This window comes from Rhodopseudomonas sp. B29 (assembly GCF_000333455.1).
Lineage (GTDB): Bacteria > Pseudomonadota > Alphaproteobacteria > Rhizobiales > Xanthobacteraceae > Rhodopseudomonas.
Window position 1 is genome coordinate 1 of record NZ_BADD01000749.1, and the last position, 14,836, is coordinate 14,836.

Consider the following 14,836-nt stretch of genomic DNA (forward strand, 5'->3'; position numbering starts at 1 on the left):
ATGGGCGGCGAGGAAGTCGATGCCAAAATCGACTTCCTCGACGATGCCGGACAGCCGCGCCGCCGGCGCCAGCGTGTAGCGNATGACGGCGACGTCAATGCCGCGAGCGTTCGGGCCCTGGGCGACGAACGAGAACATCTCCTTGTCGTTGCGCTGCCAGTAGCCGCCGTGGAGAAACACGAACAGCGGCGCTCCGGTTGCTCCGGCGGAGAAGTAGTCCAGGGACGTCCGCTCACGATCCGCATAAGGTACGTCGAGCGACACCCCCGCTCCGGCCCTACGCTCTCCGCTGCGCTCGCGCCAGCGCTCGAGCCATTGCGGACTATCGACGACGGCTGCACTGTTGTTGTACGCCGCGTCGAGCGCGCTGCGATCCATCCCGCGATAGCTCGCCTTGATCTTGCCTTGTGCTGAAGATTTCACTTAGGAATCCGCCGTTGCGGTAACCAGCCGGCGGCCGCCGACATGGCTGGTGAGTTGCTGGGTGATCTCGCGCCGAAGCGCGTTGAATTCCGCCGACGCGACGTCACGCGGGCGCGGCAGGTTGATTTCAGCCTGGCGATCGATCCGCCCGGGTGACGAACTCATCACCACGACGCGATCAGCGAGCAGCACCGCCTCTTCGACCGAATGGGTCACGAAGATCACGGTGAGCTTCGTGGTCCGCCAGATCTCGATCAGTTCTTCCTGCAGCGCGCTGCGCGTCAGGGCATCGAGCGCGCCGAACGGCTCGTCCATCAGCAGGATGTCGGCGTCGTTGGCGAGCACGCGGGCGATCGCGACACGTTGCTTCATGCCGCCCGACAGCTGGTGCGGATAGCGATCGGCGAACGCCGTGAGGCCGACCATCGCCATGAAACGATCGGTCAGCTTGGCGACTTCGCTCGGCGCGACGCGGCGATGGCTCGGGCCGAAGCCGATATTGTCGCGCACCGTCAGCCAGGGGAACAGCGCATAGTCCTGAAACACCATGCCGCGGTCGGGCCCCGGCCCTTTCACGTCGCGGCCATAGACCGCGACCTCGCCCTGCGTGGCCTGTTCGAAGCCGGCGATGATCCTCAGCAGAGTGGACTTGCCGCAGCCGGACGCGCCGAGCAGGCAGATGAATTCGCCCTTTCGCACCGTCAGATCGACGCTGCGCAGCGCCTCGACCGGGCCGTTGGAAGCCTCGTACACTTTATTGAGGCCGATGACCTGAAGGATCACCGGCGCGGTCTCGCGAACGACGCTGGGGTCAGGCATGGTGCTGCGGACTCCAGCGCAGGAAGTGATTGCTCAGCAGCACCAGCAGCCGATCGGAGACGAACCCGGTGACGCCGATGATGATCATCCCGGTGATCACCAGATCGGTGCGCGACAGTGTGCGGCCGTCCATGATGACGGCCCCGAGGCCTTCCGGCACGCCGGTCATCTCGCCGACCACGATCAGGATCCAGGCGAAGGACGCACCGAGCCGTAGCCCGTTGAAGATGCTCGGCAGCGACGCCGGCAGCACCACGGCGCGAAACAATTGCGGCCCGCTGCAGCCGAGCATGCCGGCCGCCTCGAACAGCCGGACGTCGACCGACTTCACGCCGAACACGGTGTTGAGCAGGATCGGATAGAAGGCGCCGAGGAACACCAGGAAAACTGCCGACTTCGGGCCCAGGCCAAAGAAGATCATCGACAGCGGCAGCCACGCCGTGACCGGGATCGGCCGCAGCAGCGACAACGTCGGATCGAGCATCGCGCGCAGCAGCGGAATCCGCCCGAGCATCAGCCCGAGCGGAATGCCCGCGAGCGCGGCCAGGAAGAAGCCGCCATAGACGCGCTGGACCGATTTCCAGAAATGAATCGGCAGGCTACCGCTGTAGGCGTCGTCGTAGATTCCGCCGAAGGCGAAGTCCCACATCATGAGCGCGACGCCCCAGGGCGACGGGATCAGCCGCGTGCCCGTCCAGCGAACCATCACGTCCCAGAGCAACAGCAGCCCGATCGGCACGATGGCGGCCAGCAACACCGCGCGGAGCTTGGCCCGGAGCTTGCGCGCGCCGATGCGTGCCGCAACGGGTTTCGCCGCTGCAGCTCTGCCGACGTCGGGATTGGTCACTGCGCTCTCCAGGCTCATCGCACGTCCAACGACCTAGATGGACCGCACGAAGCTCGGATCGATGAAGGTCTTGTAGTCCGGCAGCTGCCGTATCTGCTTCTTGTCCAGCATCTGGCTGCCGTAGTACTGCGCCTGCTTCATGAACTGATCGTCGATGTTCCAGGTCAGCTCGACGTTCGGCGCCGCGGCTTCGATCGACGGCTTCTGCTGGCCGAGCTTCTGCATCGCCATCTCGACAAAGGCGTCGCGATGGCTCATCGCGAACTCGCTGGCCTGGCGGTGCACCTTGAGCATGGCGCGGATCAGATCGGGGTCCTTCTCGATCAGTTCGCGGCGCGTGCTCAGCACCATGTTGAGCGAGCCGGTCGGCGTCGAATACGGATACTCGACGATCTTGCCGACGCCGCTGGCGAGGCTGATGCCGGCCGCCGGCTCGGCGCCCACATAGGCGTCGATATCGCCGCGCGCGAGCGCCGGCGCCATGTCGCTGAAGGAGACGCGGACAGCCTGCACATCCTTGACGCTCATGCCCTCGGCGGCCAGCCGATCGAGGATCACGACCTCCTGGGTCGAGCCCGGCCAGATCGCCACCCGCTTGCCCTTGAGGTCCTTGATGCTGTTGATGCCGGAATCCTTGCCGGCAACCACGGCCATGCCGCGATTGCAGGCTGCGCCAACCACCACCACAGGTTCCCCGTTGGCGCCGCCGAGCGTCGCCGCCGCCAGGCCGAAAATGCCGAAATCGACCGAGCCGGTGACGACGGCGTTCTTGCCGTCGGTCGGGCTTTCGAACGGCAGCACCACCACCTTGATGCCGGCCGGCACGAACTTCTCGTAGAAGTATGGCGTGATGCCGTGGATGAGTTTCAGCGTCCCAACCTTGACGACGCGCTCCTCCGCGCGCGCGGCGCGCCCAGTCGCCGCCAACGCGGCAGCGCTGGCCGCGAGACACATGAACTGGCGTCGGTTGGTTGAATGCATCGCTACCCTCGCTGCTGAATCCGGCAGCTAACTGTAGGTGCGACGCAACAAGGGACGAAATTTATTGTTCAAATCGTTCGAATAAGCCGGCTTAATAAAACCGCGGCCTGCCTGTCTTAGCTGCAGATCGGCGCATGGTTGAGCCGACCGAGATCGTTGAGCGACCAGCTCGGGCCACAAGCTACGGAAGATGCAGATGCGGCGCGCCGAATGCGATCGCGGCGATTAAGCCGATCGCGGCACCGAGCGCCACGAAGTCCGCGTTGATGACGAAAGCCGGCCAAACGCGGGGACGCACGCTTGCCGCTTTCGACGTCGCAGGATGATTGGTCTGCATCGATCTCACTCCGTGTTCCGGGAACAACAAAAGCGCGAACACGCCGCCTCGCAAGGCAGCCAGCGAAATAACGATGGCGCCTCTGTTTGGCTCCTGCGGCCGGCAACCTTTTTCTTCCCGCGGCGCAGCCAAGGGATGATTTTGCTGCCGGCCGGCCCGACCGAATCGCCTTGTGTCGGCCGCCGATCGGGGTTAGCTCCTGCCAATCAAATCCAGGCAGTTTCGACCATGCAGCAGGCCGCCGCGCCGAAGATCAGTTTTGTCTCGCTGGGATGCCCCAAAGCCTTGGTGGATTCCGAGCGGATCATCACGCGCCTGCGCGCCGAAGGCTACGAGCTCGCGCGCCAGCACGACGGCGCCGACCTCGTCATCGTCAACACCTGCGGCTTCCTCGACAGTGCCAAGCAGGAGTCGCTGGCGGCGATCGGCGAAGCCATGGCGACGAACGGCAAAGTCATCGTCACCGGCTGCATGGGCGCCGAGCCGGAGCAGATCGAATCCGCATATCCCGGCGTGCTGTCGATCACCGGCCCGCAGCAATACGAGAGCGTGCTCGACGCCGTGCATCGCGCCCGGCCGGCGCTGCATAATCCGCATCTCGATCTGGTGCCGCCGCAGGGCATCAGGCTGACGCCGCGGCACTATGCGTATTTGAAGATTTCGGAGGGCTGCAACAATCGCTGCAGCTTCTGCATCATCCCCAAGCTACGCGGCGACCTCGCCTCGCGTCCGGCCGCCGATGTGCTGCGCGAAGCCGAGAAGCTGGTCGCAGCCGGCGTCAAGGAACTCCTCGTCATTTCGCAGGACACCTCGGCCTACGGCGTCGATCTGAAGTACGCCGAGAGTGCCTGGAAAGACCGCAGCGTCCGCGCCAAGTTCCTCGACCTCGCCCGCGAACTCGGCGAGTTCGGCGCCTGGGTGCGGCTGCACTACGTCTATCCCTATCCGCATGTCGACGAGGTCATCGGCCTGATGGCCGAGGGCAAGGTGCTGCCCTATCTCGACATCCCGTTCCAGCACGGCAATCCCGACGTGCTGAAGCGGATGAAGCGTCCCGCGGCCCAGGACAAGACGCTCGAGCGCATCAAGCGTTGGCGCGAAGGTTGCCCGGACCTGACGCTGCGCTCGACCTTCATCGTCGGCTTCCCCGGCGAGACCGAGAGTGAGTTCGCGTCGCTGCTCGACTGGCTGAGCGAAGCCGAGATCGACCGCGTCGGCGCCTTCAAATACGAGCCCGTCGCCGGCGCGCCGTCGAATGCGCTGGAAGGTCAGGTGCCCGACGAGGTCAAGCTCGAGCGCTGGAACCGGCTGATGGCGCATCAGCAGGCGATCTCGGCGCGGCGCTTGAAGCGCAAGGTCGGGACGCGCCAACAGGTGATTATCGACGAAGTCGGCCCCACGGTCGCCAAAGGCCGCTCCAAGGCCGACGCGCCCGAGATCGACGGCAGCGTGTACTTGTCGAGCCGCCGCCCGCTCCGCGTCGGAGAAATCGTCACCGCCAAGATCGACCGCGCCGATGCGTACGATCTGCACGGGACGGTGGCGGGGTTCTAATAACAAGCGCCGCCTGATTCCCCGACGCTACTAAACACACCGACGTCATCGCCCGGCTTGACCGGGCGACCCAGTATTCCAGAGAGCTTGTTAGTTTACACCAGCGCTCTGGAATACTGGGCCCTCCGCTTTCGCGGAGGGTGACGGCTCGTTGTGGAGTGACGGCGCGTTGTAGGCCGACGCACGCCTCAAGGCTTCAAAATCGAAGCCCCCGTCGTCGCGCGCCCTTCCAGATCGATATGCGCCTTCGCGGCGTCCTTCAGGGCGTAGGCGTGGTTGATCGGGACATGCAGCTTGCCTTCGATCACCGCCGAGAACAGCGTGTCGGCGCCTTCGATCAATTCCTTGCGGGTGCCGATGTAGTCGTTGAGCTTCGGGCGCGTCGCGAACAGCGAGCCGTGATTGTTGAGCTCGGTCAGCGCGAACGGCGGTACCGGACCCGACGCGTTGCCGAACGACACGAACAGGCCGCGCGGCTTGATGCAGGACAGCGAGCCCGGGAACGTCGCCTTGCCGACGCCGTCGTACACCACGTCGCACAGCTCGTTGCGGCTGATCTGCTTGACTCGCGCAACCCAGTCTTCCTCGTTGTAGAGGATGACGTGATCGCAGCCATTGGCCAGCGCGATATCCGCCTTGGCCTTGGAGCCGACGGTGCCGATGACGTGGGCGCCGAGTGCCCGCGCCCACTGGCAGGCCAACAGGCCGATGCCGCCGGCGGCGGCGTGGATCAGCACGCGGTGTCCGGGTTCGACCTTGAAGGTTTTGTGCAGCAGGTACCAGACCGTCAGGCCCTTGAGCATCAGCACCGCGCCTTGCTCGTAGGTGATGTGGTCGGGCAGCTTCACCAGACGCGTGGCGTCGATATTGCGCTCGGTCGCATAGCCGCCGAGGTTGGTGTAGTAAGCGACGCGGTCGCCGGGATGGAAGTTGGTGACGTGGGGACCGACCGAGACCACCTCGCCGGCCGCCTCGTTGCCGGCGACGAACGGCGTTGTCGGCGCCTTGTACAGGCCGGTGCGGTAGTACACGTCGATGAAATTCAGCCCGACGGCATGCTGGCGAATGCGGACCTCGCCGTCGCCCGGCGGCGGCAGCTCGACATCCTCATAGACCAGCGCTTCCGGTCCACCGACCTGATGCACCCGCATCGCTTTCGTCATGCTCGTCCCCTCGGGTCTTTTTCCTAGGGTGGCAACGAAATCCATCGGGCCAGCAATGTCAACACGCGCCGCTCAGGCGGAGGGTGTCCGCGTTCTGTTGCGCCGCGCCAGGATGTTGAAGAACTCGACCGCGACCGAGAACAGGATGGCGAAATAGATGTAACCGCGCGGGATATGAAACTGGAAGCCGTCGGCCACCAGCGCGACGCCGATCAGCACCAGGAACGCCAGCGCCAGCATCTTGGTGGTCGGGTGTTCGACCACGAACCGCGCCACCGGGCCGGACGAGACGTACATCACCGCCATCGCGATCACCACGGCGGCGATCATGATCTCCAGATCCTTGGCCATGCCGATCGCCGTGATGATCGAGTCGATCGAGAACACCAGGTCAACGATGACGATCTGGACGATGACCCAGAAGAATGCCTTGCCGGCGTCGGCCTCGCTGCCCCCCTGTTCGCGGGCTTCGACCTCGCCGTGGATCTCGTGCGTCGCCTTGGCGATCAGGAACAGGCCGCCGCCGATCAGGATGATGTCGCGCCACGAGAACGATTGCTCGAACACGGTGAACACCGGCATGGTCAGGCCGATCAGCCAGACCAGCACGCTGAGCAGCGCAATCCGGAAGATCAGTGCCAGCGCCAGACCGACTTGACGGGCATGCGTGGCACGCGGTTCGGGGATGCGCGACACCAGCACCGACAGGAAGATGACGTTGTCGATGCCGAGCACGATCTCGAGCGCCGTCAGCGTCAGCAGCGCGGCCCAGGCTTCGGGACTGTAGATGAGTTCGATCATGATTGGCCTCGGAACAGCCGACGCGCCAACGCGTCGGCACACATGACGTAGAGCGCGATCCCGCACAGCGCCGCGGTGACCAGCGCGTTCACCTCGAAATGGCGGCGGATCGTGAACGCCGCCAGCACGGCCCAGACGGCCATCAGCGCCAAGCTGAATAAGCGCCAGCGCTGAACCCGCACCGGATGGATGACGTAGATCGGCAGGAAGGTCAGGACGATGAGCGCCGCGACCGCGAGCGTGCCGGCGATCGCCGGCGGATGCAGCAAGAAGAGGTAGAACGCCGCCGCATTCCACAGCGCCGGAAAGCCGCGGAAGTGATTATCGTCGGTCTTCATGCGGCGATCGGCGAAGTACAGCGCCGAGCTGACGACGATGCCGACGCCGAGGATCGGCGCCGCGATCGGCATCAGCATTCCGCTTTCAGTGATCGCATAGGCCGGCACGAACACGTAGGTGACGAAATCGACCACGAGGTCGAGCACGTCGCCGGCCCAGTCCGGCTGCAGCGTCTGCACGTCGAGCCGCCGCGCGATCGGACCGTCGATGCCGTCGACCACGAGCGCTGCGCCGAGCCAGCCGAACATCCCCGCCCAGTGCTCACGCGCCGCTTCGAGCAAAGCCAATAGCGCCAGGCCGGCGCCGAGCGCGGTGAACAGGTGCACCGAGAACGCAGCGAGGCGCATCACGCGGGGCGACGCAGGCGGTTGCGGCGGATCGAGCGGGGTCATCGTCATTTGGAATAGCAGGAAAGCGGATTTGCTGCACAGCCGCGGTTTGCGGCGTTCGGTCGCAAATTCTCCGGGAACGTGAATGTTTTACTGATGTCTTGAAATCGGCAGGCGAAGCGACGATGTTCCCGGGATGACCCAGACCCTGCTCGCGCCCAATTCTTACGATGCCGTCGTGGTCGGCGGCGGCCCGGCTGGTCTGACCGCGGCGATCGCGATCGCCGACACCGGCGCGCTGACCGCGCTGGTGGCGCGCAAGCTGCCTTATGCCGACAACCGCACCACCGCCCTGCTCGGCGACTCGATCGACATCCTCGATCGGCTCGACGTCTGGCGCCGCGCGTCGTCGAACGCCGCGCCGCTGCGGATGATGCGGCTGGTGGACGATACCGACCGTCTGATCCGTGCGCCCGAGGTGCGTTTTACCTCGCAGGAAATCGGCATGGACGCGTTCGGCTACAACATCGAGAACCGCAACCTGATGATCGCGCTGGAAGAGCGCGCCGCCGAGATCAGCAATCTCGATCGCTTCGACGACGAGGCCGAGTCGGTCGCGCCGGGCGACGACGTCGCCGTGGTGCAGACCCGCGGCGGCCAGACGCTGTCGGCCAAACTGGTGATCGGAGCCGATGGCCGCCAGTCGCAGTGCCGCGCCGCGGCGGGCATCAGTGTGCGCAGCCGTGCTCTGCCGCAATCCGCCCTCACCTTCAACGTCGCGATCTCGCGTCGGCATGACGACAGCTCGACCGAATTCCACACCGCCGAAGGCCCGTGCGTGTTCGTGCCGCTGCCCGGCCGCCGCATGAGCGCGGTCTGGGTCGCAGCGCCGAAGGAAGCGCAGCGCTTGATGGCGCTGAGCGACGATGAACTATCGGCCGCGGCGGAAAAGCAGTCGCATTCGATCTTCGGCCAGCTTCGTGTCGAGCCCGGCCGCAATCTGTTTCCGCTCGCGATCGAGAAGCCGGCGCGTTACGGCCAGCGCCGCATCGCGCTGGTCGGCGAAGCCGCCCACGTCGTGCCGCCGATCGGCGCGCAGGGTCTCAACATGGGACTGCGCGACGCCGCTGATATCGCCGACATCGTCCGCGACGCGATGGCGCGCGATCAGGATATCGGCGCCGACGCAGCGTTGAAGCGCTTCGACCGCGCCCGCGGCGCCGATGTCGCCAGCCGCACCTTCGCGATCGATATCGCCAACCGGACGCTGCTCAGCGACCTTCTGCCTGCACAGGCGGCGCGAGCCGTCGGCATGCAGGCGCTCGGCTCAGTCGGACCGCTGCGCCGCTTCGCGATGCGCGAGGGCCTTTCGCCGTTCTGGCGGTCGTTCTGAACTAAAACGGGATCTGCCCGGTCCGCAGCAGCCACATCACCGTGGTCAGCGTCACGACTGACACGAAGGTGCCTATCAGCACCGCGACCGACGCCGGCTCGACCCAGGTGTTGTACTGCCGGGCGATCACGAACACGTTCAGCGCCGGCGGCAGCGAGGCCATCAGCACGGCGGTCGCCATCCAGTCGGGCGAGAACGGACCGAACAACATCAAGAGACCGAACACGATCAGCGGGTGCAGCACCAGCTTCACCAGCACCATGCCGGGGATTTCCCACGGCACACGGCCGAGCGGCCGCAGCGCCACGGTGACGCCGAGCACGAACAGAGCCACCGGCGCGGCCGCGTTCTGCAGGAACTCGAGGATGCGGTCGAGCGCGACCGGCAAATGGATGTGGAACGCCGCGGCCGCCGCGCCGCTATAGGCGGCGACGATCAAGGGATGGAGCAGGATGGCGCGCATGACCGCCAGGATGGTCGGGCCGAGCGGCCGCCGCTCGCCGGGCGCCGTCAGCGTCATCGCCAGCGGCACGATCGAAAACAGGAAGATGCTGTCGAAGCAGAAGATCAGCGCCGTCGGCGCCGCGGCCTTGGTCCCGAGCACCGCCAGCGCCAGTCCCGGCCCCATATAGCCGATATTGCCATAGCCGCCGGCCAGCGCTGCCATCGCGGACTCGCGCAGCGACAGCCCCCCGATCAGGCGCCCCAGCGCTCCGGAGAGGAAGAATGCGGTGGCTGTCGCCAGCGTGGTCGCCAGCACGAACGGCAGATTGTTCAGCTCTTCGAACGGCGTCTTCGACATGATGCGGAAGAACAGCGCCGGCAGCGAGACCCACAGCAGGAAGAAGTTCATCCAGACGAGGCCGCTCTCCGGCAGCCGCTTCCAGCGGCCGCAGGCGAAACCGACGAAGATGAGTCCAAAATACGGAAGGGCGAGATTGAGAATATCGATCATGTGGACCGTTTGCCGGCAGGTCGCGCGGATGGCGGGACGTTCGGCAGACCGGTAACAGGGAAGCCCATGCAACGCCACGCCGGGCGGGCGCCCTGTCGCGCACGACTGCTATGAGCGGCGCGACACGCGGGCTCAGCCGAACGGCGCGTTCTCGTAGAGGATGTAGGCCGCGACGCTGAGCACGACGCCTGCGAAGATCCGTTCCAGGATCGACTTCCGGCTCGACAGCCGCGTCGCCAGCACCATGCCGAGTGCGCCGCCGACCAGGCCGCCTGCGATGAACTCGGCGGCGACGTACCAATCTATGAGGCCGGCGCGCGCGTAGTTCAGCGCCGTCGCCAGACCGAAGGTGCCGACTGCCAGCAGCGACGAGCCTATTGCGGAAATGGTCGGCATGCCGGTGGCAAAGATCAGCGCCGGCACGATCAAAAACCCACCGCCGATGCCGAAGAACCCAGAGGCCCCGCCGGCGACGATCGCCGCCGCGGCGGTGACGATGCACATCCGCCGATCGACCGGGCGCTGTCGGCCGTGCGACGTGCCACGCGGTCGTAGCATCAGCAGTCCGACCACGACCATCACCAGTCCGAACAGGAACAGCAGCTTCTTGCCGTCGATCAACAGTCCGAGGCTCGAGCCCAGTAGTGCGCCGACCGAGCCGATCAGTGTGAACACGATGGCGCAGCGCCACCACACATGGCCCTTGCGGGCGTGATTGATCAGGTTGGAGTAGGCATTGACCGACACCGCCAGCGCCCCAGTGCCCAGCGCGACGTGCGGACTGGCGACGCCGACGGCGTAAAGCAGCAGCGGCGCTGCGAGGATCGATCCGCCGCCGCCGATCAGTCCGAGCGTGAAACCGACCAGACCGCGGGAGGCGAGCGCCAGCGCAATCGAGGACGTCGTCATCGCAGATAGCTCCCGAGCAGCCGGTCGTGCAGCAGCATGCCCGCCGCCATCGTGACGACGAACAGGCGCGACGATCGGCGCGCCCGTCGAGAGCGCCGATACTGCCGGTCGGGGCAAAAGCCGGCGAGCCCCCAGCCGATCCCGACCAGCGCCAAGCCGACCACCAGTCGCCGGTCGATCGTGTTGGTGGCCGGCAGATGGAACTCGCGATCCAGCGCCGGCTTCGCCATCCGGCGCTGCAGCGCCACACCGGGCAGCGCCACCAGGACGGCGCCGCCCAGCACGAACATCAGGCTCGGATCCCAGTGTCCGCTGGCGAGATCGAGAAACCCGAGCACGCGCGCCGGGTCGACCATGCCGGACAGCGAAAGGCCGAAGCCGAAGATTGCGCCGGCGATCAAAGCAATCGCCAGCCGCGCTAGTGTAGGTAAGCTCATTTCATCACTCCCATCGCAGTCGCGGTGACGATGCCGGCGCAGAGAAAAGCCGCCGTAGCGACGAGCGAGCGCGCCGACAGCCGCGCCAGGCCCACGATGCCGTGGCCCGAGGTGCAGCCCGATCCCATTCGCGTGCCGATGCCGACCAGGAGGCCGGAGACGACGACGGGCAGCCACGACGTGTCGACAGTGAGCTTCGGCAATGACCCGAATACCGCCGCATAAAGCAGTGGCCCGGCCAGCAGGCCCAGCACGAAAGCACCGTTGGCGGCTGCGTGCTGACCGCCGAGCAGCCGGCCGACGATGCCGCTGATGCCGGCGACGCGGCCGTTGATCAGCAGAAGCAGAACTGCCGAAAGGCCGAGCAGCATGCCGCCGAACAGAGAAGGCAGATAGCTCGTCATGTCCGTTCCTCCGGCCGGCAGAAGATTTCGTAGAGCGCCTGGATCAGCAGCGCGGCCTTGCGCTCGGTCAGCCGGTAGAAGATCTGCTTGGCCTCGCGGCGGGTCTCGACGATGTCGGCCTCACGCAGAACCCCGAGGTGCTGTGACAGCGTCGGCTGATGCACACCGACTTTCTGCTCGAGTTCGCCGACCGAAAATTCGCCTTCGGCCAGCGCGCAGGCCAGCATCAATCGGACCGGATGCGCCAAGGTCTTCAGCAGCGCAGCGACCTCGCTTGCCCGGCTCGCCATGTCCTCCGGCTTGAGCGCCGGGCGCACCAGTGTTGTCGGCGTTACCATGCGGCCTGTCCCAACGCGTCCAATGGGAATTTCAGATAACGCCGACCGTTGTCTTCCGGCTCCGGTAGACGGCCGCCGCGCATGTTGACCTGAAGCGCATGCAGGATCAGCCGCGGCATCGGCAGCGTCTGGTCGCGCGCCTCACGTGACAGCACGAAGCCGGCTTCGCTCACTCCGGCGACGTGCCGATTGGCGCTCTTCTGCTCGCCGACGGTACTCTCCCATCGCGCGTGCCGCCCGTTCGGCTGATAGTCGTGACCCGTGAACACCCGCGTGTCGTCGGGCAGCGACAGGATTCGCTGGATCGAACTCCACAAAGACTTGGCGCTGCCGCCCGGGAAGTCCGCGCGAGCCGTTCCGGAATCCGGCATGAACAACGTGTCGTGCACGAAGGCGGCGTTTCCGATCAGGTACGTGACGGACGCCAGCGTGTGCCCGGGCGAGAACATCACCGTTGAGTCGAGATTGCCGATCCTGAAACGGTCGCCATCGGCGAACAGCCGGTCCCATTGCGAGCCGTCGGTGGCGAAGTCCGAAAGGTTGTAAATCCCCTTCCACAGCCTTTGCACGTCGACCACATGCGCACCGATCGCCGTCGGCGCCCCCGTTCGCTGCTTCAGATAGGACGCGGCCGACAGATGGTCGGCGTGCGGATGGGTGTCGAGGATCCACGCGACCTGCAGGCCTTCCCGCGCCACGTGGTCCAGGATGGCGTCGGCGTGGTGCGTGGCCGTGGCGCCCGACTTCTCGTCAAAGTCCAGCACCGGATCGATGATCGCGCAGACCCGCGACGACGGATCGCTGACCACATACTGGATGCTGCCGGTGCGCTGGTCGTAGAAGCCCTTGACCTTCGCCGGGTAACCGGCCTCCCGATCGAGCCAGCGGCCGGCTGCAGCCAGGTCGAAGCCGAGCGATCGGCCGAAACTCTCGACCTCGGAGCGAGCCATGCGACCGTCCAGGACCTCGCCCAGCGTGTAAAGGATCAGCGCGCGCAGCCCGCTCCGGCAATGCGCCAACACCGGTCCCTCCGTTTCGAGAACGGCGCGCTGAAATGCACGGACATCCGCCTCCGTAATGGCATCGCTCCGCACTGGAATGAACGCATAGCCGAGCCCGGCGGCAGCCGATGCCCTCGCCTCGGCCTGGTTGCCAGGCTGTCCAGGTTCCTCGCCATCGGGCCTGGCATTGACGATCTTGTTAAACCCCTGCCGGGCAAAGCCCGCGAAAGCCGCCAAGTTGGGTTGGGCTGACAGAGCAAGGCCAGGGGAAACGTTGATGACACTCACGGTGGCAGCTCCACACATCATTATACCATTACGCATAACGTAGATTGTCTCGTTGCTTGGTCAAGACCCCGATACCATCACGCATCCGCGATCACGCGACGGCACGCGGCGGCTAGCTGCGGACAGCGCGTCATTTGGCGGCGGGGGAAAAATGGAAACCTGGCGAGGCGAGTTGGCCCCGCAGCCTGGGCAGCGGCTGCCCGGGTTTCGCTCTAGTATTGGCGGCGATCCTGGTCTATGCGACTTCGATGATCAAAACGAGAACCGCCAAATTCCAGATCGGGCAGATCGTGCGTCACCGCATCTTCTCGTTCCGCGGCGTCGTGTTCGATATCGATCCGGAATTCAACAACACCGAAGAATGGTGGCTGTCGATCCCCGAGGACGTGCGGCCGCACAAGGATCAGCCGTTCTATCACCTGCTCGCCGAGAACTCGGATTCGGAATACGTCGCCTACGTGTCCGAGCAGAACCTGCTGCCCGATGATTCCGGCGAGCCGATCCGGCATTCGCAGGTCGCCGAGATCTTCGTCAAGGACAAGGCCGGCGGCTATCGCCCGCGCAATCCGTCGCTGAACTGAGCGTCAACAACGCTCGCGCGCTGCCGACGTATCTTCGCTTCACGAACGACAAAGGGCGCCGAGTTGGCGCCCTTTTCGTTTGTGGGATCGCTTGCGCGACGATTACTTGGCAGCCGGAGTACCACCGGCCGGAGCCTGGGCCTCGAGCTTCTTGCGCTGCTCTTCGGCGCGCTTCTGCAGCTCTTCCTGCAGCTTCTTCTGAGTCTCTTCGAACTGCTTCGGATCGGTCGGCGGACCGTCATAGGCCTTGGCGAATTCGGCCAGCGGCAGCGGCAGCGTCAGCGGCGCGCCGTTGGAGTTGATCGCCTGCACGATGAGGTTCTGGCCCTTCTTCATGTGCTCGATCATCTCAGGCGTGGCTTCGTAGTCCGACATACAGCCGTTGGCGAAGCAGATCACGTAAGGCGCCTGCTGCGGCGGATTGTTGTCGACGATGATGCGGGTGCCGTGGACGAGCTGCATGCCGAGCGGCAGCGTCACGCGCAGGATCTTCTTGGGCTCGCCTTCCGGCTCGATGATGACCGCGGCGATGACCGGCTGGCCCGACTCGATGCGGCCGTCCTTACCGGTGAAGCAGACCTGCTTGGCGTTGGCGTCCTGGCCCTTGAGGCAGAACTTGGTCCACGGCGCGTAGATCAGCTGAACCTGCTGCTGCTCGGGCGGCTGCTGCGCACCGGCGGCGGGAGCCGGAGCGGCCGGCGCGCCCTTGGGCGCAGCCTTCGGGGCAGCTTTCGGAGCCGCAGCCTTGGGCGCGGGCTGTTGAGCGAACGCAGAAGGCGCCATGGTCAGGCTGGCCAGGGCGGCCGCCGTCACCACGGCCAATGCCCGCCCGCGCGGCTTTGCCGACGCGACCAAGTTGCAAGACTTCATTGCGGAAAACCCTTTCTGAAACGGTCATGTGCTCCACCGCGACGCGAGGAGCGGACATTTGGCCGTT

Annotated in this window: 18 protein-coding genes; 3 read left to right on the forward strand and 15 right to left on the reverse strand. The window is 65.6% G+C overall.

The window, feature by feature from the left end; genetic code table 11:
- From I5M_RS27065 to I5M_RS32560, 5 genes are all read right to left on the reverse strand, one after another.
- On the reverse strand, window positions 1-423 hold a 423-nt coding region (locus I5M_RS27065; protein ID WP_040771923.1), incomplete at its 3' end, for a hypothetical protein.
- Entirely contained in the window at window positions 424-1,242 is an 819-nt protein-coding gene (locus I5M_RS27070; RefSeq protein WP_022724263.1) for an ABC transporter ATP-binding protein, read from the reverse strand. It lies immediately after the preceding gene.
- Window positions 1,235-2,107: an ABC transporter permease gene (locus I5M_RS27075; protein ID WP_022724264.1), complete on the reverse strand. Its 873-nt coding sequence runs from the start codon at window positions 2,105-2,107 to the stop codon at window positions 1,235-1,237. The genes I5M_RS27070 and I5M_RS27075 overlap by 8 nt, the downstream gene beginning before the upstream one ends.
- Before the next feature lie 15 nt (window positions 2,108-2,122).
- Window positions 2,123-3,070 (reverse strand): ABC transporter substrate-binding protein, encoded by a 948-nt coding sequence (locus I5M_RS27080; protein ID WP_031337739.1) that lies wholly within the window; start codon window positions 3,068-3,070, stop codon window positions 2,123-2,125.
- Window positions 3,071-3,251: 181 nt separating this feature from the next.
- Entirely contained in the window at window positions 3,252-3,539 is a 288-nt protein-coding gene (locus tag I5M_RS32560; RefSeq protein ID WP_148287972.1) for a hypothetical protein, read from the reverse strand.
- A 96-nt stretch (window positions 3,540-3,635) separates the two neighbouring features.
- Between I5M_RS32560 and rimO the strand changes: the two genes are divergently transcribed.
- A complete protein-coding gene (rimO, locus tag I5M_RS27090; RefSeq protein WP_022724267.1) occupies window positions 3,636-4,961 on the forward strand; it encodes a 30S ribosomal protein S12 methylthiotransferase RimO in 1,326 nt (441 codons plus the stop codon).
- Window positions 4,962-5,149: 188 nt separating this feature from the next.
- Here the strand turns inward: rimO and I5M_RS27095 are convergent, their stop codons facing one another.
- From I5M_RS27095 to pcsA, 3 genes are all read right to left on the reverse strand, one after another.
- Complete coding sequence (locus I5M_RS27095) at window positions 5,150-6,124, reverse strand: quinone oxidoreductase (RefSeq protein ID WP_022724268.1); 975 nt, start codon at window positions 6,122-6,124, stop codon at window positions 5,150-5,152.
- Between the two features lie 72 nt (window positions 6,125-6,196).
- Window positions 6,197-6,925: a TerC family protein gene (locus tag I5M_RS27100; protein WP_022724269.1), complete on the reverse strand. Its 729-nt coding sequence runs from the start codon at window positions 6,923-6,925 to the stop codon at window positions 6,197-6,199.
- Window positions 6,922-7,656: a phosphatidylcholine synthase gene (gene pcsA, locus I5M_RS27105; RefSeq protein WP_031337741.1), complete on the reverse strand. Its 735-nt coding sequence runs from the start codon at window positions 7,654-7,656 to the stop codon at window positions 6,922-6,924. The genes I5M_RS27100 and pcsA overlap by 4 nt, the downstream gene beginning before the upstream one ends.
- A 133-nt stretch (window positions 7,657-7,789) precedes the next feature.
- On the opposite strand from pcsA, the gene I5M_RS27110 reads away from it, so the two are divergent.
- Complete coding sequence (locus I5M_RS27110; RefSeq protein WP_022724271.1) at window positions 7,790-8,986, forward strand: UbiH/UbiF family hydroxylase; 1,197 nt, start codon at window positions 7,790-7,792, stop codon at window positions 8,984-8,986.
- Window position 8,987: 1 nt separating this feature from the next.
- Here I5M_RS27110 and I5M_RS27115 read toward each other — a convergent pair whose 3' ends face one another.
- From I5M_RS27115 to blh, 6 genes are all read right to left on the reverse strand, one after another.
- The gene (locus I5M_RS27115; protein WP_022724272.1) at window positions 8,988-9,941 is read right to left on the reverse strand and encodes an AEC family transporter; all 954 of its coding nucleotides are present in this window, start codon (window positions 9,939-9,941) and stop codon (window positions 8,988-8,990) included.
- A gap of 132 nt (window positions 9,942-10,073) precedes the next feature.
- Window positions 10,074-10,850 (reverse strand): sulfite exporter TauE/SafE family protein, encoded by a 777-nt coding sequence (locus I5M_RS27120; protein ID WP_022724273.1) that lies wholly within the window; start codon window positions 10,848-10,850, stop codon window positions 10,074-10,076.
- Window positions 10,847-11,287 carry a YeeE/YedE family protein gene (locus I5M_RS27125; RefSeq protein ID WP_022724274.1) on the reverse strand — a complete coding sequence of 147 codons (441 nt, stop codon included), beginning with the start codon at window positions 11,285-11,287 and terminating at the stop codon, window positions 10,847-10,849. Before I5M_RS27125 ends, I5M_RS27120 begins: the two co-directional genes overlap by 4 nt.
- Window positions 11,284-11,691 (reverse strand): YeeE/YedE family protein, encoded by a 408-nt coding sequence (locus I5M_RS27130; RefSeq protein WP_022724275.1) that lies wholly within the window; start codon window positions 11,689-11,691, stop codon window positions 11,284-11,286. Before I5M_RS27130 ends, I5M_RS27125 begins: the two co-directional genes overlap by 4 nt.
- Complete coding sequence (bigR, locus tag I5M_RS27135; RefSeq protein ID WP_022724276.1) at window positions 11,688-12,029, reverse strand: sulfite-sensing transcriptional repressor BigR; 342 nt, start codon at window positions 12,027-12,029, stop codon at window positions 11,688-11,690. Before bigR ends, I5M_RS27130 begins: the two co-directional genes overlap by 4 nt.
- Window positions 12,023-13,318 (reverse strand): bifunctional sulfur transferase/dioxygenase Blh, encoded by a 1,296-nt coding sequence (gene blh, locus I5M_RS27140; RefSeq protein WP_031337743.1) that lies wholly within the window; start codon window positions 13,316-13,318, stop codon window positions 12,023-12,025. Before blh ends, bigR begins: the two co-directional genes overlap by 7 nt.
- Before the next feature lie 248 nt (window positions 13,319-13,566).
- Between blh and hspQ the strand changes: the two genes are divergently transcribed.
- A complete protein-coding gene (hspQ, locus tag I5M_RS27145) occupies window positions 13,567-13,899 on the forward strand; it encodes a heat shock protein HspQ (protein WP_031337745.1) in 333 nt (110 codons plus the stop codon).
- Window positions 13,900-14,001: 102 nt separating this feature from the next.
- Here hspQ and I5M_RS27150 read toward each other — a convergent pair whose 3' ends face one another.
- Window positions 14,002-14,769: an invasion associated locus B family protein gene (locus I5M_RS27150; protein WP_022724279.1), complete on the reverse strand. Its 768-nt coding sequence runs from the start codon at window positions 14,767-14,769 to the stop codon at window positions 14,002-14,004.
- Window positions 14,770-14,836: the final 67 nt, after the last annotated feature.

Excerpts from the sequence above, each read along its gene's own strand:
- I5M_RS27070 (WP_022724263.1), bottom strand. The coding sequence starts at position 1,242 with ATGCCTGACCCCAGCGTCGTTCGCGAGACCGCGCCGGTGATCCTTCAG.
- I5M_RS27075 (WP_022724264.1), bottom strand. The coding sequence starts at position 2,107 with ATGAGCCTGGAGAGCGCAGTGACCAATCCCGACGTCGGCAGAGCTGCA.
- I5M_RS27080 (WP_031337739.1), bottom strand. The coding sequence starts at position 3,070 with ATGCATTCAACCAACCGACGCCAGTTCATGTGTCTCGCGGCCAGCGCT.
- rimO (WP_022724267.1), top strand. The coding sequence starts at position 3,636 with ATGCAGCAGGCCGCCGCGCCGAAGATCAGTTTTGTCTCGCTGGGATGC.
- I5M_RS27095 (WP_022724268.1), bottom strand. The coding sequence starts at position 6,124 with ATGACGAAAGCGATGCGGGTGCATCAGGTCGGTGGACCGGAAGCGCTG.
- I5M_RS27100 (WP_022724269.1), bottom strand. The coding sequence starts at position 6,925 with ATGATCGAACTCATCTACAGTCCCGAAGCCTGGGCCGCGCTGCTGACG.
- pcsA (WP_031337741.1), bottom strand. The coding sequence starts at position 7,656 with ATGACCCCGCTCGATCCGCCGCAACCGCCTGCGTCGCCCCGCGTGATG.
- I5M_RS27110 (WP_022724271.1), top strand. The coding sequence starts at position 7,790 with ATGACCCAGACCCTGCTCGCGCCCAATTCTTACGATGCCGTCGTGGTC.
- I5M_RS27115 (WP_022724272.1), bottom strand. The coding sequence starts at position 9,941 with ATGATCGATATTCTCAATCTCGCCCTTCCGTATTTTGGACTCATCTTC.
- I5M_RS27120 (WP_022724273.1), bottom strand. The coding sequence starts at position 10,850 with ATGACGACGTCCTCGATTGCGCTGGCGCTCGCCTCCCGCGGTCTGGTC.
- I5M_RS27125 (WP_022724274.1), bottom strand. The coding sequence starts at position 11,287 with ATGAGCTTACCTACACTAGCGCGGCTGGCGATTGCTTTGATCGCCGGC.
- I5M_RS27130 (WP_022724275.1), bottom strand. The coding sequence starts at position 11,691 with ATGACGAGCTATCTGCCTTCTCTGTTCGGCGGCATGCTGCTCGGCCTT.
- bigR (WP_022724276.1), bottom strand. The coding sequence starts at position 12,029 with ATGGTAACGCCGACAACACTGGTGCGCCCGGCGCTCAAGCCGGAGGAC.
- hspQ (WP_031337745.1), top strand. The coding sequence starts at position 13,567 with ATGATCAAAACGAGAACCGCCAAATTCCAGATCGGGCAGATCGTGCGT.
- I5M_RS27150 (WP_022724279.1), bottom strand. The coding sequence starts at position 14,769 with ATGAAGTCTTGCAACTTGGTCGCGTCGGCAAAGCCGCGCGGGCGGGCA.